This window comes from Arthrobacter koreensis (genome assembly GCF_009193255.1).
GTDB classification, from domain to species: Bacteria; Actinomycetota; Actinomycetes; order Actinomycetales; family Micrococcaceae; genus Arthrobacter_B; species Arthrobacter_B koreensis.
Window position 1 is genome coordinate 572,595 of record NZ_WACG01000001.1, and the last position, 21,369, is coordinate 593,963.

Annotated in this window: 29 protein-coding genes; 18 read left to right on the forward strand and 11 right to left on the reverse strand. The window is 63.6% G+C overall.

Features of this window, described 5'->3' with window-relative positions; all coding sequences use genetic code 11:
- The first annotated feature begins 104 nt into the window (after positions 1-104).
- The 15 genes from GD628_RS02650 (at position 105) to GD628_RS02710 (ending at position 8,331) form a co-directional block, all read left to right on the forward strand.
- Positions 105-281 carry a helix-turn-helix transcriptional regulator gene (locus GD628_RS02650; RefSeq protein WP_152273741.1) on the forward strand — a complete coding sequence of 59 codons (177 nt, stop codon included), beginning with the start codon at positions 105-107 and terminating at the stop codon, positions 279-281.
- 69 nt (positions 282-350) lie between these two features.
- On the forward strand, positions 351-581 hold the full coding sequence (locus tag GD628_RS02655) for a hypothetical protein (RefSeq protein WP_152273742.1): 231 nt from the start codon (positions 351-353) through the stop codon (positions 579-581).
- Positions 582-676: 95 nt separating this feature from the next.
- Positions 677-820, forward strand: a complete 144-nt coding sequence (locus tag GD628_RS16435; protein ID WP_193313182.1) for a hypothetical protein — start codon at positions 677-679, stop codon at positions 818-820.
- Complete coding sequence (locus GD628_RS16960) at positions 813-1,061, forward strand: DUF3039 domain-containing protein (protein WP_152273743.1); 249 nt, start codon at positions 813-815, stop codon at positions 1,059-1,061. Before GD628_RS16435 ends, GD628_RS16960 begins: the two co-directional genes overlap by 8 nt.
- On the forward strand, positions 1,058-1,210 hold the full coding sequence (locus GD628_RS16440; protein ID WP_193313183.1) for a hypothetical protein: 153 nt from the start codon (positions 1,058-1,060) through the stop codon (positions 1,208-1,210). The genes GD628_RS16960 and GD628_RS16440 overlap by 4 nt, the downstream gene beginning before the upstream one ends.
- Positions 1,203-1,436: a hypothetical protein gene (locus GD628_RS02665; RefSeq protein WP_152273744.1), complete on the forward strand. Its 234-nt coding sequence runs from the start codon at positions 1,203-1,205 to the stop codon at positions 1,434-1,436. Before GD628_RS16440 ends, GD628_RS02665 begins: the two co-directional genes overlap by 8 nt.
- 15 nt (positions 1,437-1,451) lie before the next feature.
- Positions 1,452-2,579, forward strand: coding sequence for an AAA family ATPase (locus GD628_RS02670; RefSeq protein WP_152273745.1), 1,128 nt, complete (start codon positions 1,452-1,454; stop codon positions 2,577-2,579).
- Between the two features lie 90 nt (positions 2,580-2,669).
- Positions 2,670-2,897, forward strand: a complete 228-nt coding sequence (locus GD628_RS02675; protein ID WP_152273746.1) for a hypothetical protein — start codon at positions 2,670-2,672, stop codon at positions 2,895-2,897.
- Positions 2,898-3,262: 365 nt separating this feature from the next.
- Complete coding sequence (locus tag GD628_RS02680; protein WP_152273747.1) at positions 3,263-4,099, forward strand: hypothetical protein; 837 nt, start codon at positions 3,263-3,265, stop codon at positions 4,097-4,099.
- A 150-nt stretch (positions 4,100-4,249) separates the two neighbouring features.
- The gene (locus GD628_RS02685; RefSeq protein WP_152273748.1) at positions 4,250-4,594 is read left to right on the forward strand and encodes a terminase; all 345 of its coding nucleotides are present in this window, start codon (positions 4,250-4,252) and stop codon (positions 4,592-4,594) included.
- Positions 4,595-5,092: 498 nt separating this feature from the next.
- Complete coding sequence (locus tag GD628_RS02690; RefSeq protein WP_152273749.1) at positions 5,093-5,272, forward strand: hypothetical protein; 180 nt, start codon at positions 5,093-5,095, stop codon at positions 5,270-5,272.
- 682 nt (positions 5,273-5,954) lie between these two features.
- Positions 5,955-6,212, forward strand: a complete 258-nt coding sequence (locus GD628_RS02695; RefSeq protein ID WP_152273750.1) for a hypothetical protein — start codon at positions 5,955-5,957, stop codon at positions 6,210-6,212.
- A 26-nt stretch (positions 6,213-6,238) separates the two neighbouring features.
- Entirely contained in the window at positions 6,239-6,976 is a 738-nt protein-coding gene (locus GD628_RS02700; RefSeq protein ID WP_152273751.1) for a hypothetical protein, read from the forward strand.
- Positions 6,977-7,479: 503 nt separating this feature from the next.
- Positions 7,480-7,719 (forward strand): MerR family transcriptional regulator, encoded by a 240-nt coding sequence (locus GD628_RS02705; RefSeq protein ID WP_152273752.1) that lies wholly within the window; start codon positions 7,480-7,482, stop codon positions 7,717-7,719.
- A 363-nt stretch (positions 7,720-8,082) separates the two neighbouring features.
- A complete protein-coding gene (locus GD628_RS02710; RefSeq protein WP_152273753.1) occupies positions 8,083-8,331 on the forward strand; it encodes a hypothetical protein in 249 nt (82 codons plus the stop codon).
- A 224-nt stretch (positions 8,332-8,555) separates the two neighbouring features.
- Here GD628_RS02710 and GD628_RS02715 read toward each other — a convergent pair whose 3' ends face one another.
- The 3 genes from GD628_RS02715 to GD628_RS02725 all read right to left on the reverse strand — a co-directional run bounded on the left by GD628_RS02715 (position 8,556) and on the right by GD628_RS02725 (position 11,554).
- Positions 8,556-9,233, reverse strand: coding sequence for a histidine phosphatase family protein (locus GD628_RS02715; RefSeq protein ID WP_152273754.1), 678 nt, complete (start codon positions 9,231-9,233; stop codon positions 8,556-8,558).
- Positions 9,234-9,280: 47 nt separating this feature from the next.
- Positions 9,281-10,153, reverse strand: a complete 873-nt coding sequence (gene htpX, locus GD628_RS02720) for a zinc metalloprotease HtpX (protein ID WP_091602450.1) — start codon at positions 10,151-10,153, stop codon at positions 9,281-9,283.
- Between the two features lie 129 nt (positions 10,154-10,282).
- Entirely contained in the window at positions 10,283-11,554 is a 1,272-nt protein-coding gene (locus tag GD628_RS02725) for an MFS transporter (protein WP_152273755.1), read from the reverse strand.
- Between the two features lie 148 nt (positions 11,555-11,702).
- Here GD628_RS02725 and GD628_RS02730 point away from each other — a divergent pair, with 148 nt between their 5' ends.
- Positions 11,703-12,446 (forward strand): MBL fold metallo-hydrolase, encoded by a 744-nt coding sequence (locus GD628_RS02730; protein ID WP_152273756.1) that lies wholly within the window; start codon positions 11,703-11,705, stop codon positions 12,444-12,446.
- Between the two features lie 20 nt (positions 12,447-12,466).
- Here GD628_RS02730 and GD628_RS02735 read toward each other — a convergent pair whose 3' ends face one another.
- Together GD628_RS02735 and GD628_RS02740 are read right to left on the reverse strand one after the other, a co-directional pair.
- On the reverse strand, positions 12,467-13,198 hold the full coding sequence (locus GD628_RS02735; protein WP_226802308.1) for an esterase/lipase family protein: 732 nt from the start codon (positions 13,196-13,198) through the stop codon (positions 12,467-12,469).
- Positions 13,195-13,953, reverse strand: coding sequence for an alpha/beta fold hydrolase (locus GD628_RS02740; RefSeq protein WP_152273757.1), 759 nt, complete (start codon positions 13,951-13,953; stop codon positions 13,195-13,197). Before GD628_RS02740 ends, GD628_RS02735 begins: the two co-directional genes overlap by 4 nt.
- Positions 13,954-14,060: 107 nt before the next feature.
- Here GD628_RS02740 and GD628_RS02745 point away from each other — a divergent pair, with 107 nt between their 5' ends.
- A complete protein-coding gene (locus GD628_RS02745; protein ID WP_091602438.1) occupies positions 14,061-14,528 on the forward strand; it encodes a Fur family transcriptional regulator in 468 nt (155 codons plus the stop codon).
- 43 nt (positions 14,529-14,571) lie between these two features.
- Complete coding sequence (locus GD628_RS02750; RefSeq protein ID WP_152273758.1) at positions 14,572-16,062, forward strand: catalase; 1,491 nt, start codon at positions 14,572-14,574, stop codon at positions 16,060-16,062.
- Positions 16,063-16,206: 144 nt separating this feature from the next.
- On the opposite strand, the gene GD628_RS02755 is transcribed toward GD628_RS02750, so the two are convergent.
- From GD628_RS02755 to GD628_RS02780, 6 genes are read right to left on the reverse strand one after another with little or no spacing between them, the layout of a single operon-like run.
- Entirely contained in the window at positions 16,207-17,094 is an 888-nt protein-coding gene (locus GD628_RS02755) for a prenyltransferase (RefSeq protein ID WP_152273759.1), read from the reverse strand.
- A complete protein-coding gene (locus GD628_RS02760; RefSeq protein ID WP_152273760.1) occupies positions 17,091-17,426 on the reverse strand; it encodes a lycopene cyclase domain-containing protein in 336 nt (111 codons plus the stop codon). Before GD628_RS02760 ends, GD628_RS02755 begins: the two co-directional genes overlap by 4 nt.
- Positions 17,423-17,773 carry a lycopene cyclase domain-containing protein gene (locus GD628_RS02765; protein ID WP_152273761.1) on the reverse strand — a complete coding sequence of 117 codons (351 nt, stop codon included), beginning with the start codon at positions 17,771-17,773 and terminating at the stop codon, positions 17,423-17,425. The genes GD628_RS02760 and GD628_RS02765 overlap by 4 nt, the downstream gene beginning before the upstream one ends.
- Complete coding sequence (gene crtI / locus GD628_RS02770; RefSeq protein WP_152273762.1) at positions 17,773-19,383, reverse strand: phytoene desaturase family protein; 1,611 nt, start codon at positions 19,381-19,383, stop codon at positions 17,773-17,775. Before crtI ends, GD628_RS02765 begins: the two co-directional genes overlap by 1 nt.
- On the reverse strand, positions 19,380-20,300 hold the full coding sequence (locus GD628_RS02775; protein ID WP_226802309.1) for a phytoene/squalene synthase family protein: 921 nt from the start codon (positions 20,298-20,300) through the stop codon (positions 19,380-19,382). Before GD628_RS02775 ends, crtI begins: the two co-directional genes overlap by 4 nt.
- 2 nt (positions 20,301-20,302) lie before the next feature.
- Positions 20,303-21,355 (reverse strand): polyprenyl synthetase family protein, encoded by a 1,053-nt coding sequence (locus GD628_RS02780; RefSeq protein WP_226802310.1) that lies wholly within the window; start codon positions 21,353-21,355, stop codon positions 20,303-20,305.
- Positions 21,356-21,369 lie beyond the last annotated feature (14 nt).

A 21,369-nucleotide genomic window follows, 5' to 3' on the forward strand; every position in this document is an offset into this window, starting at 1 on the left:
TCTGCAATTGCGTTGCGTTGACAAGCAACGGCAATGCGTGATTGTCTGTGCTTGTCAAGCATACGCAACCCAAGGACAGGAACCCTGTGGACACCGTGAAAGCCATGAAGTTACTAACTCTCGACGAGGTGGCAGAAATGCTGCGGAAGTCGCCTGCACAGATGCGCTGGATGCGTCACAACGGGACAGGACCGCGATCTGCACGACTGGGTGGACGGATCGTCTACAGGGAAGCCGACGTCATCGAATGGGTAAACCAGGCATTCGAGGAGAACAACTAGGCATCTACCCAGCAGCACCAAGTCCGTTGTCAGACGGCAAGCACCCCAGCTGAGAAAAGGTACATAGCCATGCCCACAGCAGACCTACCAAGCTTCACGACCATCAAGAAATGGATCCTCGAAGCAGCCAGGGACTCAAACACAAAGATGAGCGTGCGTCACGCGAAGAAACTCGCCGGCGACTATCTCGCCCAGAACGATCCCGACTGCTACAAGCGGATTACTCACGCTGATCCGGTAGGAGAAGGCGTAGCCAGACGGTGGACAGAGTTTCACCACCACCCAGTGAGGCTCGAATGAACGCCTCGCAAGCAGCAAAAAGCGGCCTGGACACTCCCGCCAAGAAGTTCGTCCAGACCGCCAAACAATCCCTCTGAAAGGAACAGATTCAACTAATGGTCACTGTACACAAAACCAGCATCAACGACCAGATTGAGGCCTTGCGGCAGCTCGGAGTCCACACGATCCAGGACCTGGCGCGATACGCCGATACACGCGGCATCCGACCTTCCGAACTGCTCGGAGGCGCAAATGTCTAGGGAAGCATCAACTGCCATAGAGACAAGGGTGTCGCCAGTACCGACCCCCTTGGTGTACCACTACCACCGGAACACCGACATCAGGTTCTCCCAAATCACCGGTGCGAGCATCAAAGCCCTATGCGGAGCCCAAGGCCCGGTAGGAAGCACGCCTCCCGCGGGGAGTCTCACGGGAGCTGGCACGGTCTGCCCCCTCTGCGCCACCGTCCTCGCCGACATCAGGAGCGGGGGAACGGTATGAACCCGCACGAGGACTACTACAACTCGATCCCGGACATGCGAGCCGAGATGCACAGGACCATCCGCAGCAGCATCGAATGGATAGACGTCCTGATCCACCGCCAAAGCCCCGGCAGCGCGTACGTACCTATGAGAAGTGGGAGTGCATAGATTGACAGACCAGGCGCACACAGAAACCAAGCGTCTCCTCCTCACCCCGGCAAGCCTCATCAAGAGTCGCCGCCAGAAATGGTTCTGGGAGCCCTACAAAGGCTCAGGGGTCATCCCCTTGGGAACCGGGACCATTGCAGCCGGGCAGGGCGGGGAGGGCAAGACAACCTTCATGCTGCACCTCGCCGCGCTGCTTACTCAGGGGCTGCTCCCCGGCGACCTCTAAGGAACCAAGGGGACGGTGATCATCATCGGGCCTGAGGACGACTGGGAGACCGTAATGATCCCCCGGCTGACCGCAGCGGGCGCTGACCTTGACCGAATCTTCAAAATTGAGGTGCAGACCACCTTTGATGAATACACCCGGCAGCGATCCCTCCGCTTCCCTCTGGATATGGACAGCATTCGTGAGGCCCAGCATGAGACGGGCGCGAAGCTGATCATCCTGGATCCGGCTCCGTCGCTCATGCATGGGGACATGAATAAGGTCCAGGACGTCCGGGAAGCCTACGAACCGCTCATGGCACTCGCTCAGCAATGCGAAGTCGCGATGGTCCTGATCAACCACTTCGGGAAAGGTGCCGGCAGTGTCTCCGCGAAACTCTCCGGCTCCCATGCGTGGCGAGACCTCACGCGGTCCTACCTCGCATTCGCCAGCGATCCTGACACCGGGGAGCGTGTCTTCAGCCAGGACAAGAACAACTATGCCGAGTCCAAGGGCAGCTACAAGTTCCTGCTCGAGTCCGTCGATGTGGAAACCGACGACGGCGATACAACCAACGTCGCCAGGGTCAACTTCCTAGGAGAAACGGACACCAACGTTTCGGACCTGATCAACCGGGAGCCAGGCGGTGAAGACGAGCAGGACGACAGAAACGCGGCACAGGCGTTCGTCTCGGACTTCATCCGTGATCGTGAGGGTTGGGAGGCGCCAGCAGCGGAGGTCCTCAAAGCAGGCAAGGCCGCCGGATTCACCGACAACGAGATCAAACACGCCCGGAGAAGATGCCGCAACCCGCGGATCGCCAGCGTCAAGAGTTCATTCGGGTCCGGGTGGGTCTGGCAGATGGAGCCGGAAGGTGCCACCCAACAGCTCGAAGGTGCCGAAGGTGCCAAGGTGCCACATGCAGAGAGTCTTGGCACGTTGGTGGCACCTTCCACCGAAGACGCCACCAAGATGCCTACGCCCGTAGAACTGGCATCTTCGGCACCTTCGGCACCTTGGGAACCCACCGACGCCGAAATCCGACGCCTGGGAATGCTCCTGCCAAAGACGCCCGCCGAGGTCGAGACAGCAATGAAGACGACTCCCGAACGGGCCGCCGGCCTCTATTCATGGTTCGTCCAGAACCGAAAACGGACCGCATGAACTCCATGTGTTCACCCCATAAACCCCGCGAAAGGCGGAACCCATGAATAACAGCTTCATCATCGTCACCGGCATTGAAGGAGTCAGTAAATGAGCCTGGGACGCTACCTCTGGACCAACACCGTTCCGGGCGAAGGCTACGGCGAACAAATCGACATCGACGTGGATTCCCTGCCCAAGACATCCCTGCCACCAAACGTCACACTTCCCAATCTCCACATGGACGAGAGGACCGGGCTCATCATGCGATGCCAAGTACCCAACTTCTTCATCAGCCCGGACGGGCTCCTCTACCACTCCACCAACTACGGGAGCTGACATGGCAAGAAGTAGATCGAAGGCAACCAGCCCCGACGGACGCCCCCGCGTGCAGCCTCGGCCCTACGCATGGAAAGACAAGGACGGAACCAGAACCGCAGGGATCGCTCTATGGGCCAGGAACGGCCTTGCAGGACATCTGACAGATGTGGAGGCGCGGGATCTGGCAGACCAACTCCACGACCTAGCAGACAACGCCTGCACCGAACCGAAACTATCCACCGCCCAAACCGAACGACACTAACCGTGCCGGAACACAAGGCCACGCCAGCAAGCGATGCTGGCGTGGCCTTACTCATGTGACCAGCAAACGGGACACCCCATGCCCCAGGGCACACGAACCATTCCTCTTGAAAGGCAACACCATGTTTCAGATCACCGAAGACGCAAGCAAGAACCTCGTCACCATCAACCTCTTCGAACGTGCCACGAAAAAGGCCGGACTGAACCTCCCCGAGTTTGATCCCTCCACAGTCCCCGCACCCAACGTCACCGCCGCCACCCCTGAAGAAATCACAGCAGCAGTGCACAAGGCAGTCGCAGCAGGCAAAGATCCCCTCGCAGACAAGAGCGTGCAGCAGCTCATGATGAGGAAACTCCTCGTAGACCAGGTAGGAGGATTCCACTACCGCAACCAGCTCGCCATTACCAAAGCCAAGATGGAGCACATCAAGGCGCACGCACCGGACCTACTGCAGCAGCTGGACGAAGAGTTCACTGAAGCCGTGGACACCATGAGGGAACAGATTCCCGTAATCGGGCACCGAGACCTCAAGCACGCACTCACCGAGATCGACCGCGTCCGAGACCACGTAGCGGAAGGCATCACCGCCGCATTCCGGGCACTCTCCAAAGCCACGACGATCGTAGAAGCACTCCCATACATCCTAGAAGCCTCGGGAGTGCGGCTCGCCTCAGGCGGACACTACGGGCTCCTCACCTACTGCAAGCCCACACACCAGCAGTTCATCGACCACCGGCTCAGCTCCCACAGCACGCAGAACAACCACGGCAGAACCCACAACATCTGGGACCTCCTCAACGACGGCATCACCGTGGAACTCGCAACCACAGCAGAAGAGTTCAAAACCCGAATGCAACTGCTTGAACGCGGACGCAACGAAGCCGGTCGAGACCTCCGTGCCGAAGCTGATCAGCACGCGACGGCCAAGCGACAGGCACGGATCTTCGGTCTCTCCTAGACCACTCACGGGTAGGGGCCATAGGTAGCGCCTAGACGCCCACCCCTATGCCCCTACCCACCACCCCTCACTTCGCTCCCCCGGGTATAGCGATATATCCCCGAGGATCTGGATGAATCGACCTGCCATTGCCGGGTCAGAAAGGCACACATGGAACACAAGACCCCTTCAGGGTTGAAGTCTGGAGGCCGCAAACTGTGGCGTTCAATCACCGATGAGTTCGAGTTGGGACAGCATGAACTGAGCATCCTGGTTGAGGCTGCACGGACTGTAGATGCCTTGGATGAGCTGGAAAGCATCGTCAGGGACGAGGGAGTAACCAACATTTCTCCGCAGGGTGTGAGGGCTCATCCGGCACTTGTGGAGGCGCGGCAGCAGCGCGTGACACTGGCGAAGCTGGTCGCTTCGCTGCGGATCCCTTTGGAAGATGAGCAGGAGGCTGCGAGAACACCGCAGAAGCGCTCTGGGGTCCGGAGCATTTCGAGCATCCGATGAGGCGGCGTCCGAAGGTTGTCCTCCTAGAGGATGGGAAGCCGTGGGATGGCAAGATTCCCGACTGGGCAGTCAGCTTCCGTGAGGACGCTTGGCCCGGATATGAGGCTTGGGAGCGCTGGGATGCGTGGTGGGACGCTTCCGCCGCTTGGGCGGAGAAACACATGCCGGAAGGATTCGACGCGCTTATGCAGCTAATGACCGAACCGCCTTCAAGGCCCTGGAACCCGTCCGACATCTAAAAGACTTGGCGTCAACATCGCCGGCGGGCTGCAACAACGCATGTGCCGGATTGATGGTGGGGAGCGGTGCCTACGTTCCGCACTGATCCACCAGCGCCATGCCGATAAATGAGCTGGGACTTATCAGAAAAGGAATGCCTTTCTTCCATCCCCGCTGCGGCAGACGTATGTCCCCGGCGCCCGCGAATACGTCGGCGCCGGGGACTGTCAGAGCCAACTTATAGACTTTGAACATTCGACAAACAAAGAGAGAAATAACATGGCACACAGGTATGAATACACAGTCAATGAAGGACTCAACGGCCAACGGAAGGTGGCCGGCAACTCGTACACCTTCGCTGACGGGTACTTCCACTTCTTGGATGGAGACAAGACCAAGGTCTTCTCCATCCGAGCGGAGAAGGTTTCCACGATTCAGCGGGCTGACACGACAAAGTAGGGCCAACAGTGCTCCCCAGCTGTCTCTCAAGGCAGTTGGGGAGCACTTTCATGTCCGCCGAAACTACGGAGAAGAGGAGTAATTCCATGTCAGAATTCACCGTTTCCAGAGGTAAGGATTCCAGCCTGTTGTTCCTACCGTTCTCAGCCATGAGCGAGATCGATACGCGTAGCTGGAATGCCCTCGGGGAGCTCATCGTGGCTGCACGAGCGCAAGGGCTACTCGCAAATGAGTCGACATGCGACCGCACATCGATCCCCGGGGGATGGAACATGATCGCCTCAAATCAGCATTTTGAACTTCTGTCAGGAGTGGCCCACGCTGCTGTCGAGGGCGACTATCAACCCTTAGTCGCCCTTCGAGACGGCAGGGCCGCCCCCTTGAGGGGCACCTCACCCCCGAACCGCCGCGTGTAACTATTTCGTTGGTTCGCTGCGTTACAGTGTCTTCTCGGTCTGCGCCGCGCAACGGTGTGCGGCATTCGGTCAGAATTCGTGCTATTCACACGTCACACAGGGGCAACTAAGAGTGCACGTTCTAGCCTCCTGGTGCTCGCTCACGGATAGCGTCGCAATATTGGCACCAGCGTAGAAGACCACCGGGCGACTTGCGGTACTTCGGTACTTGGTGCAGACTGTGTATGCACCCTTCGGTGCCCACCCTCTATGTAGGAGGAGTATAAATGGCTACAAATAGCCCTATTAAAGTAAGTGAAGAAGTCGATCAGCTCATTTCTCACGCAGCCCATTTTCTTGGCCGCAGCAAGAAAGATCTTGTTGATGCTGCAGTTCGCGACTATATCGAGGCTCACCGAGACGAACTGAACGCGAGCATCCAAGAAGTCATGCACAAACTAGACGGCAGCAATGCTGCAGTTGTGTCGATGATGACTGGATACACTAAATCTGAGCTCGACGAACTGGGTGGCGTTCCAGAATAATACCGAAGGGGACTTAGGATGTATCCATGCCTGAGTCCCCTTTCGTACGCCCGTCTAAGGCCGTACTCGACAAACTCGCCATCGCAGTCCCGGATTTGGGCGTTGACCTCAGCAAACTTGACCATCCCCTGGTCGTTAAAGCACAAACTGTCCCCGGAAAAGTAGCTGCGGGCGGTTCGGTGCGGATCCAGAGCTTGAACGACCAGCCTTGGTATCAGGCTAAAGTAAACGATCTACGCGGGATTGTTGGATCATTCGAATGCCCCCACCCAGGCATGGACCTCCCTGTTTCGTGGTGGCTGAGCGACGCCGGGCACCGCAAGCAGGACAGCAGGCAGGATGACTTCTATGACAACTTGCCAGAGGACCCCACCACCAGGACACCGGTTCAGTGGGATTGGATGCGCTGGGACGCAGAGCGTGCTGTCGAGGCACAACAAGCGGTCAAAAGGGCAATTCGAACCGTTGGACGTGCGTCAATGAGGAGCGGCCAAACCGAGTCTCTCCTCTTCACCGAGCGCTCTGAGGTTCGTGTTCGTATCAGGATCAAGGACCATGAGGATGCATATCTTGCCATTTCCATGTGCGGCGTTACGGATAAAGAAACCTTTGCGCTGATCCTCTCGTCCTTCAAGGAAGTCCCTTCCGACGATTGGCTACCAGAGCCACAAGGAGCTGTAGGCATAAAGCCTGAGCCAGGTGAAATCATCTTTTCAACCTTGCTTTCAGTCGCGGCGCAGCATTCCCTGCTAAGCGAAGACTGATCGCGCCCAAGATCGGTTCTGACCGGCCCCCGCCCGATGCAGCTAGGGCTAGGCTCTGGCTTCATGACAGACAGCAGGACCTTCCGTTCCCCCAGAAAAATAGAAGTGCCCCAGCTCTCGGCGCTGCTTGTTCTGCAGGCGTTTCAGAGCCAGTGGAGTCAGAGCGAAGATACTGTCAGGGCCTGGGCCATCCCCAAAAGGCTGCCAACTCTCGTCTGCCGCTCTCGGCTGGATCTGCTGTGCGAGTTCGTAGGCCTCGATCTCGACTAGCCGGAACCGCCAGAGATGCCCGAGTTTCCAAGCACCGGGAATGTCTCCAGCACGGGCGGCCTTTGTGATCCATTGGGGCCGGCGTTGCCATCTCTCTGCGAGTTGCTCGACCGTTAGGCTTCGTCCGTCATCTGTCATGGCCTGATCGTAGATGCACCTCAGATGTGAGCCTCGAAGACGCGCCACTGACCTAGACTCCCGCGCATGACGTTCATCAAAGGATCCGCCTAACCATGGCCCGTTCATCAGAGTCCTACGCGACAGCCCAGGAGATGGCCGCCAAGTACCGGATCGGGGCCGATACGGTCCGCCGGAAAGCGAGCTCGGGAAAATGGCCCTGCGACAGGATCGGCCGCCTCTACCGCTTCTCCCCCGCACAGCAAGACGAAATAGCGCAAATCGTAGCCGGCACACAACACGGCGGATACGACAAAGACCGCATCGCAGCAGCACTCCGCAAACTTCGGGACTAAAGTGCGCTGGTGGGGCCCTATCCATTCCTGCAAATCGCCCTGGACGCCGCTGGCGTCCTTCCGTAGGAGACACAGGGGGCAGGGTCTAGCCCCTAGGCGCCTCCGAGGGCAGAGCGTCAAACCAGTCTTTGAGCTCTTCAGAACCGATGATGGGCCGAGATGTTGGATAGCGAGCTGCGAGGTTGCCGGCTTTGATGTGGGCCCGGATGACGTCTGCGCTGACACCGTATGCTGCGGCCGCTTCCTGGACTGTATAAGCCATCTTCTCAGCCACTCTCGGCCATCCTTACTCCTATGCAAATCCCCACATTTCTTAGTGAGCCTAGTTAGCTGGATCCAGCCTCACGGATAGGCTCGCCCTGCATGACGCCCAATAACGAGAACACCGTCTTTCGAACCCCAGAAGAAGTGGCTCCCGAACTCGGGATGACCAAAACCGAACTCCGCAACTACTGCCGAGTCTCGGGCATCCACACCCGGCTCAGCAAAAACCGCATCATGCTCCACGCGGACGACATTGAAAAGCTCGTCGCATGGGTCCGCGACCGCAAGAACGCAGCCAACGACTGGACTGCCGAACCGGAGCCGGATCCGTTTGGGAGGCGGGGTTAGTCCGCAGAAAGTCCGCCGCAGGTCCACAAACGCACCTATTCGGCCATGCAGCACCAACACCATAAAGCCCGAAAGCTAGCGGTAAAACGACATACTCAGCGGAGCCCAACCATTGTCTAGAGGTTCATCAACTTCCGCTAGGCCTCCGGCCCGGCCGGACACGACGACGGCGGCGCACCCCGGGTTCGGGGAGCGCCGCCGTCGCTGTTCCGGCCGGAACCCGCTTAGGGTGCCAGCTCGACGTCGTCGGCCGCGGGCCCGTCCGTATCCGGATCTTCCAGCGCGGCGCCGCCAACGGCCTCTCCCTGCCAGGTAAGCAGCTCCCTGGCAGGACCGCTGGCGGCGGGACGCGATTCGAGCACCACGATTCCGGTGTTGCTCAGCGTGTTGTGGACAATGAAGTCCGGTCCCACGTTGCGGGCGCGCGCCGTGGCCCAGGCCCGGATGATCGCGCCATGGCTGAAGATCACCGGAGTCTCCAGGCCGGTGCGCTGCAGCTCAGCCACCACCTCGTCGAAACGTCCCAGGGTTTCGGCGCCGTCCGGTCCGCCGGGCATCTGCAGGGACAGGTCCCCCTGCACCCAGGCGTACACGGTGCGCAGATAGGCCTGGATGGACTCGCTGTCACCGCGCATCTCAAGGCTTCCTGCGGAGATTTCCCGCAGTCCGTCCCGAACCTCGATCGGCTGGGCCAGGGCGTCGGCAAGCGGTGTTGCCGTGAGCTGCGTGCGCACCAGGTTGGAAGCATAGACCCCGCTGATCTGTTCGTGCCCCAGCGCCTGCGGCAGGGCCGCCGCCTGTGCCATCCCGAGGTCTGTCAGGCTGGGACCGGGTGCGCCGGTGTCCAGCAGCCGTTCAATGTTCGACGGCGTCTGGCCGTGGCGGACGAGGATCAGCCGCATCTGTGCTCGCTCTCTGTGTCGTTGCCGGTTCCGCTCGGGCAGTTCGGTTAGGAACCGAGGGGACGTCCCGCCATGTTTTCGAGGCGGCGGATCCGGTCCGCCATCGGCGGGTGGGTGGCCAGCAGGCCGCGCACGCCGTTGCGGAACGGGTTGGCAATCATCAGGTGGGAGGTGTTGACCAGCTTCTGGTCCGTGTTGGGCAGCGGTGCCTGCTGGGTGCCGGTTTCCAGCTTGCGCAGCGCCGAAGCCAGCGCCAGCGGATCGTCAGTCAGCGTCGCACCGTCTTCATCGGCGTCGTACTCCCGGGTCCGCCCGATGGCCATCTGGATCAGTGAAGCGGCCAGCGGCGCGAGGATTGCCATGGCGATCATGGCCAGCGGGTTCTGGTTGCGGCGGTCCCCGCCGCCGAAGAACAGCAGGAACTGGCCGAGCGAGGTGATGACTCCGGCGATCGCGGCGGCAACCGAGGAGGTGAGGATGTCCCGGTTGTAGACGTGCATCAACTCATGGCCCAGCACGCCGCGAAGCTCGCGTTCGTTGAGCAGCTGCAGGATTCCCTGGGTGCAGCACACGGCAGCATTCTCCGGGTTGCGGCCGGTAGCGAAGGCATTGGGCGCCATGGTCGGCGAAATGTAAAGGCGCGGCATCGGCTTGTTGGCCTTGGCTGAGAGCTCACGGACAATCCGGTACATTTCCGGCGCCTGGGCCTCCGTGACGGGGACGGCGTGCATGGCACGGATGGCGAGCTTGTCACTGTTCCAGTAGCTGTACGCGGTGGTGGCGAGCCCGATGAACAGGAAAATCCAGATGAACGCGGAACTGCCCGTGCCACTGGACAGCAGGCCGCCGATACCCAGCAGCACAGCGAAGAGCACCCCAAAGAGGGCTGCTGTCTTCAAACCGTTGAAATGTCGGTGCACGTGTACACGATCCTTCCTAGGCGGGAGGCCCCGCCCTCCCATCAGGAGCGCAGGTCCAGAACCTTCCGCAGTACTTTTCCTCAGCGTTAACGTATCCGGGATCCACGCTGTTCCGCAGCGCCGCCCGGCTCAGGGCTCGGGATGCCGGGCGTCATAGCGGGCAAACCCAGGCTGCAGCCGGGCCAGGACCAGGACGGCGACGGCGCAAGCCAGTCCACCGGCGACCGCGGCCCAGCCTTCGCCAAGGAAGGACGCGTCGATACCGGCCACCAGGTCACCGAGCCGCGGCCCGCCGGCAACCACCACGACGAACACGCCCTGCAGCCGGCCGCGCATTGCATCCGGTGTGGCGGCCTGAAGGATGGTTGACCGGAAAACTCCGCTGATCGAATCCGCGATTCCAGCAGCTCCCATGGCAAGCGCCGCAGGCAGGAGCCATGGCGAGACTCCGCCGCCGTCGTGCTCCCCCGCCAGGACCACCACTACTCCAAAGGCCGAGACCGAAAGTCCCCATGCCACCACCGACCACATCACGGCCAGCCCCTGCCGGCGCACCAGGCCCAGCGGGCCGGAGAACAGCCCGGCCAGGAAGGACCCCGCGGCGGTGGCTGCGAGCAGGATTCCGACGGTTTCCGCCCCGCCGCCGAGCATCAGGGCACCGATGGCCGGCAGCAGTGCCCGGGGCTGGGCCAGCACCATCGCGGCGAGGTCCACGATGAACGTCATGCGGATGTTTGGCCGGGTGCCCAGGAACGTGAATCCCTCCAGGACGGATTTCAGCCCGGCTTTCTGCACCTGGCCCACGGGCGGCATCGGATCCAGCCGGTACAGCGCCCACATGGCGGCGGTGAAGGTCACGACGTCGATCGTGTAGGTCCAGCCGTAGCCAACCTGGCCCACGAGCACACCGGCCAGCAGCGGTCCGGCCGCCATCGCAATGCCGAAGGTGATCATGCTCAGCGCGTTGGCGGCCGGAAGCAGTTCGGGCCGCACCAGCCGCGGAATGATGGCACTGCGGGCCGGATGGTTCAGGCCGCCGGCTCCGGCGTTCACTGCCACCAGGGCGAACAGCAGCCATACGCTTTCAAGGCCCAGCCACGCCTGGACGGCAATGCCGATGGTGGTCAGCCAGAGGACGACGGCGGAAAACAGGGCCACCTTCCGCCGGTCATAGGCGTCCACCACGGACCCGCCGTAGAGTCCTGCCAGCACCAGCGGCACCAGCCCCACGACGCCGAGCATGCCGACGTAGAGGCTGGACTGCGTCAGCTCATAGACCTCCAGGCTGACGGCTACGAGTGTCAGCTGCGTGCCCACCGCCGAGAGCGCGGTTCCGGTCCAGAGCCGGCGGAAATCCCGGCTTTCGCGCAGCGGGGAGAGGTCAGCTAGCAGTCTGGGCACCAGAGCAGTCTAGGCGAGCGCCGCGGGTGTTCCGTGATGCCGTGCACTACGGGTCCGGCCAAAACGTCCCTTCCCGGAGCAAAGCATGCTTACGATATTGCTCCGGGCCTTACGTCCGGGACGTCCGCACTGTCCACCAGGAGGATCCATGCTGACCCGCAATGTTGCCGAGGGCATCCACTTGATTGAGCACGCCTACACCAATGCCTACCTGGTGGAGGGCGACGGTGAGGTGCTGATTGTGGACACCGGGCTGCCTGCCTCGCAGCACGCGATTTCCTCGGCTGTCCGCTCCCTCGGGTACGGCCCGGGATCGGTCAGCGCCATCGTGCTGACCCACGGGCACTTTGACCACGTGGGCACGGCGGCGAAACTGCGCGCTGAGTTCCGGGCACCGGTGCTCGCCAATCCCGCGGACCACTACATTGCCGCCCACCCCTACCGCTACGGCCACGAACGGCCCCGGTTCCAGTACCCGCTGCGCTTTCCGGCGTCCCTGCGCCAGCTCGGTGCCATGACGATGGCGGGCGCGCTGGTGGTCCGCGGCGTGGCCGACGTGCTGGATCTGGATGAGGCAGCTGCTGCAGCGCTGCCGGGCACACCCGCACTGATCCACACCCCGGGACACACCGCCGGACACACCGCGCTGCATTTTCCGGACCGCGGGGCGCTGATTGCCGGCGACGCCCTTGTGACCCTGAATCCCTACACCGGTGGCCGCGGACCGCAGATCGTCTCCGGGGCGGCGACGGCGGACAGCGCCGCGGCGCTCGCCTCGCTGCAGGCGCTGGCGGAGACCGCAGCACCCACGGTGCTCACCGGGCATGGGGAGCCGTGGACTTCCGGCATCCAGTCGGCGGTCGAGCGTGCGCTCGCGCAGGGGGCAAGCTAGTCCCCTTCCGGCGGGCCGGGTCAGGCGCCCCCTGCCTCCACCTCGTCCACTACCAGCCGGTGCAGTTCCGTATCCCCCAGCGGCCGGAAGTGTCCCATTGCCTCCAGCTGCAGGTTGCGGGCGCCGTCGAGCCGGCTGCCGCCGGGAATATGCGGATCAAAGGCCGCGTAAATCGAAGTGATCCTGGCGTTTGCCTCCAGGCTGGCCTGCAATCCGCGCAGCAGTTCGTTACGCGGTGAGAACGCGCGGATGGACGGGACCAGGAAATAGCGGGCATACGGCGAGCCGGAAAAGGGTGCGTTCACGGCAACCATGCGGCGGATGCGGTGCCCCTGCGGTCCCAGGAGGACATGCTTGCCGATCAGCCCTCCCTTGCTGTGCGCAACAATCACGGCGCTGTCCAGGTCAGCCGCAGTCAGGTAGTGCTCCACCCGCCGCGCCATCTCGTCGATCCGGCCCCGGTTGTAGCCGAGCGTCGTGACGGTATGGACCGGGTGCCCGCGGGCCGCGAGGGCTTCGGCGAGCGGACGCAGCAGCTGCCAGTCCTCGTAGACTCCCGGGATCAGCACTACCGGTTCGCGCTGCCCGGCATCCGGGTCCGGATGCAGGTAGGCCGACGGATCTTCGCGGCACAGGAAACCCTGGACCTGCCGGCGGGCCACGTAGGCGTAGTCTGCCGCCCACGCGGCGGCCAGCCGCAGGCGGTACTTCAGTCCGCGCTCGGCGTCCGGGCGGGACACCGTGCCGCTCACCGCACGGCCTTCCGGAGTTTGCGCACCCACTCGGCGGTGGGTTCGGGGCTGTTCCACATCAGGACATGGGGCGCAGCGGGAACCTCACCGAGCACGACGCCGTCGCGGGACTCTTCCAGCCGGAGCAGCCAGGAGCGGGGAACGATCGGATCCCTGCTGCCGCTGACCACCGCCACCGGGCAGTGCGTGAGTGCCAGCCGCGCTTCCATCCGGTGGTCCAGCATGCTGCGGAGGGTGCCGAGGTACCAGCGCGGGCCCGTGCGCAGGTAGTCGGTGAAGACGATGCGGTTTACGGCGAGGGTTTCGTGCAGCGTGTCCTGGGCCAGCCGGAAGGCCTGGGCGGCAGCATTCCGCTCGGCCCGGTTCACGGTAGGGGCAAGGAGCAGCATCGAAGCGACCAGCCCGGGGTCCGCGAGCGCGGCTTCCACCACAACCTGGCATCCCATGGAGTGGCCGGCCAGCAGGGCATCTTCAATACCGGCCTGCCGCAGGGCCCCGGTAACGGCCGCGCCGTAACCGGCCATCGTGAGGCCTGCCTGCGGACGCTCCATTCCGCCGTGGCCTGGCAGCTCCACCAGATGGACGTTGTGGTCCCGGGAGAGTTCGCATGCCAGGGGCTCGAAGTAGCGTGAGGAAGCGCCGATTCCATGCACCAGGACTACGTCTGGTCCGGGCGTTCCGGACGAACGGAGTCCTACCTCAATCCCACCCGTGCGCAGGCGGCGCACCCCGGGCCTGGCAGCTGTTGCGGACACTTCGCCTCCTGGTTCGCGGCTGCACTCACGGCCGCGCTTCCAGCCTAAGCCGGAGACTTAGGGGAACCTTATTATGAATAGATCAGAATAAGCTGTACTCTTGTTGCATGACTTCCACAGCAGCCTCCGCGGCAACCACTGACAAGTGGTCAGCGCAGCTGCGTGCACACGGACGCCGGGTCACCAAGCAGCGCCTGGCCGTGCTGGACGCCGTCGACCATTCCCCCCACGCAGGGGCGGATGAAGTCGCAGCTATTGTGCGGACCACCCTTCCGGACATCAGCCTCCAGTCTGTCTACGTAGTCCTCACCGACCTCACGGAAACAGGAATGCTGCGGCGGATCGAACCGCCGCACTCCCCCGCCCTCTATGAGACACGCGTTGATGACAACCACCACCACGCCATGTGCACCGGCTGCGGGCGCATCGAGGACGTTGACTGCGCCGTCGGGCATGCACCGTGCCTGACCCCCAGCAACACCCACGGCATGACCATCCAGATTGCCGATGTGCTCTACCAGGGCCTCTGCGCCGACTGCGCAGCGAAGCCGGACACTGCCGTCAAGACTTCCTGACCCCTTGGCTTTAACACTCCACCCAAAAGAAGAAAGAGAGAGAATGTCGAACTTCACCACCACCCAGACCGGCACTCCGGTTGCCAGCGACGCACACTCGCTGTCCCACGGAGCTGACGGCGCGGTTGTCCTCCACGACCGCTACCTGGTTGAGAAGCTTGCCCAGTTCAACCGGGAGCGCATCCCGGAGCGCATCGTGCACGCCAAGGGCGGCGGCGCGTTCGGCGAATTCACCGTCACCGAAGACGTGTCCATGTACACCCGTGCCGCTGTTTTCCAGCCCGGCACCACCACCGAAACCATCCAGCGGTTCTCCTCCGTAGCCGGTGAAATGGGCTCGCCCGACACCTGGCGCGACGTCCGCGGTTTCGCACTGCGTTTCTACACCTCCGAGGGCAACTACGACATCGTCGGAAACAACACTCCGGTGTTCTTCATCCGCGACGGAATCAAGTTCCCGGACTTCATCCACTCGCAGAAGCGCCTCCCGGGTTCCGGCCTGCGTGACGCAGACATGCAGTGGGACTTCTGGACCCAGTCCCCCGAGTCCGCACACCAGGTCACGTACCTCATGGGCGACCGCGGCATCCCGCGCTCCTGGCGTGAAATGCCCGGCTTCGGCTCCCACACCTACCAGTGGATCAACGCTGCCGGTGAGCGTTTCTGGGTGAAGTACCACTTCACCTCGAACCAGGGCAACCACGAGATCACCGGTGCAGAGGCAGAGCGCATCGCCGGCGCCGACGCCGACTACTACCGCCGCGACCTCTACGAGAACATCGCAGAGGGCAACTTCCCGTCCTGGGACCTGCACGTCCAGGTCATGCCGTACGAGGATGCCAAGAACTACCGGTTCAACCCGTTCGACCTGACTAAGGTCTGGCCGCACGCTGACTACCCGCTGATCAAAGTGGGCACCCACACCCTGAACCGCAACCCGGAGAACTTCTTCGCCCAGATTGAGCAGGTGGCACTCTCCCCCGCCAACCTGGTTCCGGGCATTGCAGCCTCCCCGGACAAGATGCTGATGGCCCGCATCTTCTCCTACCCGGATGCCCAGCGCTACCGCGTTGGCACCAACTACAACCAGCTGCCGGTCAACGCGCCGAAGGCCCCAGTTAACAACTACTCCCAGGACGGCTACGGCCGCTTCGCCTTCAACTCCCCGGAAACCCCGGTCTACGCCCCGAACACCATGGGCGGCCCCGTGGCGGACCCGGGACTCGCCGGCGAAGGCACGTGGGAGAACGACGGCGCACTGGTGCGTTCCGCAGCGACCCTGCACTCCGAGGACAGCGACTTCGGCCAGGCCGGCACGCTGTACCGCGAGGTGTTCGACGACGCCGCCAAGGAGCGTTTCCTGGAGACCATCACCGGTGCTGTTTCCGGTGTGCAGCGCCCGCACATCCGCGAAGCTGCGATCCAGTACTGGACCAACGTTGACGCCGGCCTCGGCGCCAAGCTGCGGGCCAACCTGGCTGCCGGTGAGACCACGGCCAACGAAAAGGCCGAGTTCGTCGGCGTCGCTGAGTAGCCTGCGGCCCTTCGGCTAGCTGAAAAGCGGCTGGTCCCTTCGGGGGCCGGCCGCTTTTGTCTTCCCTCCCCATCGAGATGACAGAAACTGCCCGTCTCAGCGCTGTAACGTGCAGTTTCTGCTATCTCGATGATTTGGGGAGGGTTAGCGGGAGGGCCAGTACCAGATCAGCAGCATGGTGACGAGGAAACCGGTCAGGAAGTTCAGCTTCAGGAACCGCTTCCAGCCGGTGTTCGCTTCCTCGGACCGTTCGTCGGTAATACCCAGGAACGGAACGAGGTTCAGCAGGTACGGCACTGCCAGCAGTGCACCGAGCAGCGCGGGCCACGGGGTGAGCAGCATGAGGGCTCCGGCCGCAGCGTAGGCAGCGAAGGCCAGCCGCACTACGGTCTTGCCGCCAAGCACGGTGGCAATGGAAGACAGTCCGCCCTCGCGGTCGGGAATGATGTCCTGCACGGCGCCAAAGGCCTGGCTCGCCATGCCCCACAGGAAGAACGCGCCCAGCACCGCCCAGAGTCCCGGGGTGAACTGCGCGCCGGCGAGCACCAGCGCGTACACGGCCGGGGAGACGAAGTGCGTGCTCGAAGTAATGGAGTCGAGGAACGGCCGTTCCTTGAACCGCAGGCCGGGAGCGCTGTAAGCGATAACCGCGAAAACGCTGACCGCCAGCACCAGCCAGGACAGCGGGGAGCCCAGAAACGCCAGCACCGCCAGGAACGGCACGTTGGCAGCGACCGCCGCCCACAGCGTGATGCGGTGGAACCGGCGGTCCAGCAACGCTCCTTCCACGCCGCCCTTGCGTGGATTGCGCAGATCGGATTCATAGTCGAAGACGTCATTGATGCCGTACATGGCCAGGTTATACGGGATCAGGAAGTACAGCGTGCCGATCACCCATGCCGCGTCAATCCCGCCCGTGGTCAGCAGGTACGCGGCTGCGAAGGGGTAGGCAGTGTTGACCCAGGAAAGCGGCCGGGAGGAGAGCAGCAGCATCCGAAGGGTGCCGGGCGTGCGGGTGGCGGGGGCGCTCATTGATTCTCCTCCGGGAGGGCGGCGCGCGGGGACAGCAGTTCCCAGAGCGCGGGCAGCAAAAGGACGGCGGCCAGCGGATAGGCGAAGTCTTCCAGCGGGGCCAGGCCCAGGAACGCACCGGAGATGCGCTCAGGGTTATAGCCGAACAGGTCCACGGCGATCATCAGGTTGTCGAAGACGGCAGTCAGCGCCAGCAGCACCCCGGCGGTTCCGGCCAGGCGCAGGATGAAGCCGCGGTTGCTGAGGCCGGAACGACGGCGGCGCAGCAGTGCTGCTGCGAGCAGACCCGCAGCGGGGAGCAGGAAACAGAGGTTCAGCAGCCAGTAGGTCACCGCTGCGCCCCCGCCTGCGTGTGGGGCCTGCCGAAACGGGCCGCCGCTACCTTCAGCAGGCCGAACAGCACCATGGTGAGGTAGCAGAGGAAGGCCAGGAAGAACGCTTCTTCCAGCGGCAGGTGGGGTGCCAGTTCAAGGCCGAGCATGAATTGGGTTTCGCCGCGGTAGAAGATATCCAGGCCAATGCCGAAGAGGTCCCAGACCAGGAAGAATGCCAGTCCCGCAACCAGGACGGCCGCGGCACGCAGGGGTGCCCCGGAAAAGAAGAACAGCTGAAAACGGTGGTCCAGCAGCATCATGCAGCCGATCGATGCCAGCAGGAACAGCAGGTACAAAGCCCCCATCAGTGTGTCTTCTCCGATACCCGGGGCGGCTCGGGAAGCGCCTCGGTGCTGGTGTCCCCGCGCAGGCGCTTGAGGACCAGCTCGGCGCTGATGAGGCACATCGGCAGCCCAATTCCAGGCAAGGTTGACCCGCCGGCGTACAGCAGGCCGTCCACCTTGCGGCTAGCATTGGTGCCGCGCAGGAAGGCGCTTTGCTTCAGCACGTGTGCCGGGCCCAGCAGCGTACCTTTCCAGGAATTGAAGTCCGCGGTGAAGTCGCCCGGTCCCACCGTCCGGCGCACGGTGATCCGCTCGGCGAGGTCCGGGATGCCGGCCCAGCCGGAGATCTGGGCAATGACGGTGTCCGCCATCGCCTCAAGCCGCGGATCGCCCGCGCCGTCCACGCCGCCACTGCCCAGCGCGGGGTCCGACGGGACGGGGACCAGCACAAAGAGGTTCTCGTGTCCTTCAGGGGCGGCATCCTCATCCGTGGCTGAGGGCCTGCAGATGTACAGCGACGCCGGGTCCGGCACCGACGTGTGCTTGCCGAAGATCTTTTCGAAGTTCGCTTCCCAGTCCTTGGTGAAGAGCAGGGTGTGGTGGGCCAGCTCCGGCAGTTCGCCGCGGACGCCCAGGTGCAGGAGGATACCGCCGGGGCCGGGGATGCGGGATTCCCAGTACTTCGGCGGGTAGGTCTGCAGCTGGGCGGGCAGCAACCGGGTTTCGGTGTGGTGCAGGTCAGCCGCGGAGACCACCAGGTCGGCGTCGAGCACTGCAGGCATGCCGGCGGCGTCGCGGTATTCGACGCCGGTGGCCCGGGCCCTGCCGTTGCCCTGCTGCTCGGTGCGGATCGCGGTGACGTTGGCTTCCAGCTGGATCTTCACGCCCTCGGATTCGGCCAGGGAAGCGATCACCGTGATCAGCCGGTGGAACCCGCCGCGCGGATAGAGCACGCCGTCGGACAGGTCCAGGCGGCTCATCAGGTGGTACATGCTCGGCGTCGTGAACGGGGAAGAGCCCAGGAACACTGCCGGATAGCCCAGGATCTGCCGGATCCGCGGGTCGGTGAACCGCTTCGCCACGAAGGAGCTCAGCGGCTGCAGCAGCAGCTTCGCCAGGCGAGGCCCGCGGGAGAGCACGTCCGGGCGCAGCAGCGGCAGGAAAGAGGCGAAGGTGCTGTAGAGGAAACGCTTCTTTGCCATGTCGTAGACCTCGGCAGCGGAATCCAGGTACTTCTCCAGCCGGGCGCCGGCTCCGGGTTCCAGCGACTCGAACAGTTCAACGTTCTTCGCACGGGTGGCCTGCACATCAACCGGAGCAGCCTCGTCCTCGAAGTACACGCGGTACCCCGGGTCCAGCTGCACCAGTTCCAGCTGTTCCTCCGCGCTGGTGCCCAGCAGGCGGAAGAAGTGGTCGAATACCTCGGGCATCAGGTACCAGGAGGGCCCGGTGTCGAAGCGGAAGCCTTCGGTTTCCCAGTTGCCGGTGCGGCCGCCGGGTGTGCTGTTCTTCTCCAGCACCGTGACGTCCAGGCCCTCGCGGGCCAGGAGGGCCGCGGTGGCGAGGCCGGTGATTCCCCCGCCAATAACGACGGCGGTACGCGGGCTGGACGTGGATTTTCCGGGGGTCATGGCGCCCTTTCGGCGTCGGGGGTGGAGTAGGCCGGGACGGAGGTGCGGCGCAGCCGGTGCCGGTAGACCGCGTCCGCTGCGATCCGCAGCTTGACGGGATTCGGTACCCGGATCCGCGTGGTGCGAAGCCGGGATGCCGGGGTCCGGCGCAGACGGCGGGCGAGCTCCGCGAACAGTTCCTGGGCCAGCGCGACGGCGGGGCGGCAGTCCCGGGGCAGCTCGGCGATGGCCGCCCCGGAGACGAGGAGGTCCGCTTCGATGTCGTCCAGCAGCCGGTGCTTGTCGGCCTCCGTGAATGCGTCCACGGTGACGCCGGGGAAGTAGCTGCGGCCCAGTGCCTCGAAGTCTTCCGCCAGGTCGCGGAGGAAGTTCACCTTCTGGAACGCGGAGCCCAGCCGCTGCGCTCCCTCGCGCAGGCGTTTTTCCTGGTCAGCGGGAACCGTCCGGCCGTCAAGGAAACACTGGAGGCACATCAGGCCGATCACTTCGGCGGATCCGTAGACGTAGTCCTCGAAACTGGCCTGGGTGTGTTCGGCCCGGGTCAGGTCCGCACGCATGGACCGGAAGAAGGGTCCGGTGAGGTCCGTGCCGATCCCGGTGCGGCGGGCGGTCAGTGCGAAAGCATGGACCACCAGGTTCACGCTGTAGCCGGTGCGCAGCGCGTTTGCCGTCTCGGCCTCCAGGTCATCGAGCATGCGCCGGATCTCGGGTGGAGGAACCTCTGCGGCAGCGGCGACCCCGTCCACGATCTCATCCGCCAGCCGGACCAGCGCGTAGATGGTTTCGATCTGGCGCCTGGTCCGGGGTGCCAGCAGCCGGGAAGCAAGCCCGAAGGATGTGGAGTAGGCCCGGATCATGACTGCGGCCGTATCAACGGCAGCCTGGTTGTAGAGGGGCAGCCCCGTGGTCTGGCCCACGGCTACCGGCCCCGGTTCACGGAAGCGGAAACGACGTCGTCCAGCACCGCTGCCAGGCCAGCCGGCACCTCGGCGCACTCCAGGTAGCTGCGGGCACTCGAGGCGAAGTTCGCAGCGAGGTCCTGGGCGTACTGCCGGGCACCGCAATCCACCAGGATCCTGCGGGCACGGTCTGCGTCCTCCGGAGCCATGTCCGGGCGGCCAATAATGCCGGAGAGCTCCGGCCAGCCGGCGGTCTGCGCGGCATAGGCGATCAGCACGGTGCGCTTGCCTTCGCGGAGGTCCCCCATACTGGACTTGCCCGTGGCGCTTTCATTGCCGAAAACACCCAGCAGGTCATCCACCAGCTGGTAGGCGATGCCAATGTCGCGGCCGAACCGGCCGAGGGCAGAGGCGACTTCGGTGCCGGCTCCGGCCAGGACCGCGCCGGCGCGCAGCGGGGCTTCGAAGGAGTACACGGCGGTCTTCAGCCGTTCCATGTCCAGGATCTCGGCCAGGGGCGGCGAGCCGGCCGCGAAGGAGAAGTCGACGTCGATCAGTTCTCCGCCGGCGGACGCGAAGACGGCTTCGTCAAGGATCCCTGCCAGGATTTCGCGGGTCATGGGGTCCGTGGAGACGGAGTCAAGCATGCGAAAGGCGCCGGTCAGGGCGAGGTCTCCGGCGATGATGCCCACGGACAGTCCGCGGTGCCGGGCTACTTCGGCTGGTTCGCCGGCAGTCTCGGCCATCCGGCGGTAGACCCCGGAGACGTTGTCCTGGCCGCGGCGGACAAAGTCCAGGTCAATCACGTCATCGTGGACGATCAGCGCGGTGTGCAGGAGTTCGAATGCCGCACCCACCCGGGCTGCCGCTTCCAGATCGGTTCCGCCCAGGTGTGTGTAGGCGGTCATCACGATCTGCGGGCGCAGCCTCTTGCCGCCAACCGTGGATTTTTCGAGGGTCTCCCAGAGGCTAAGGTAGCTGGGACTGATCCGCTCGGCGCGTTCCTTGGCCGCGGTGAAGAACCTGTCCAGGACACGGTCCACCTGCTGATGGCCAATTCTCTCGTCAGGCAAGTGTTCTGTCTCCA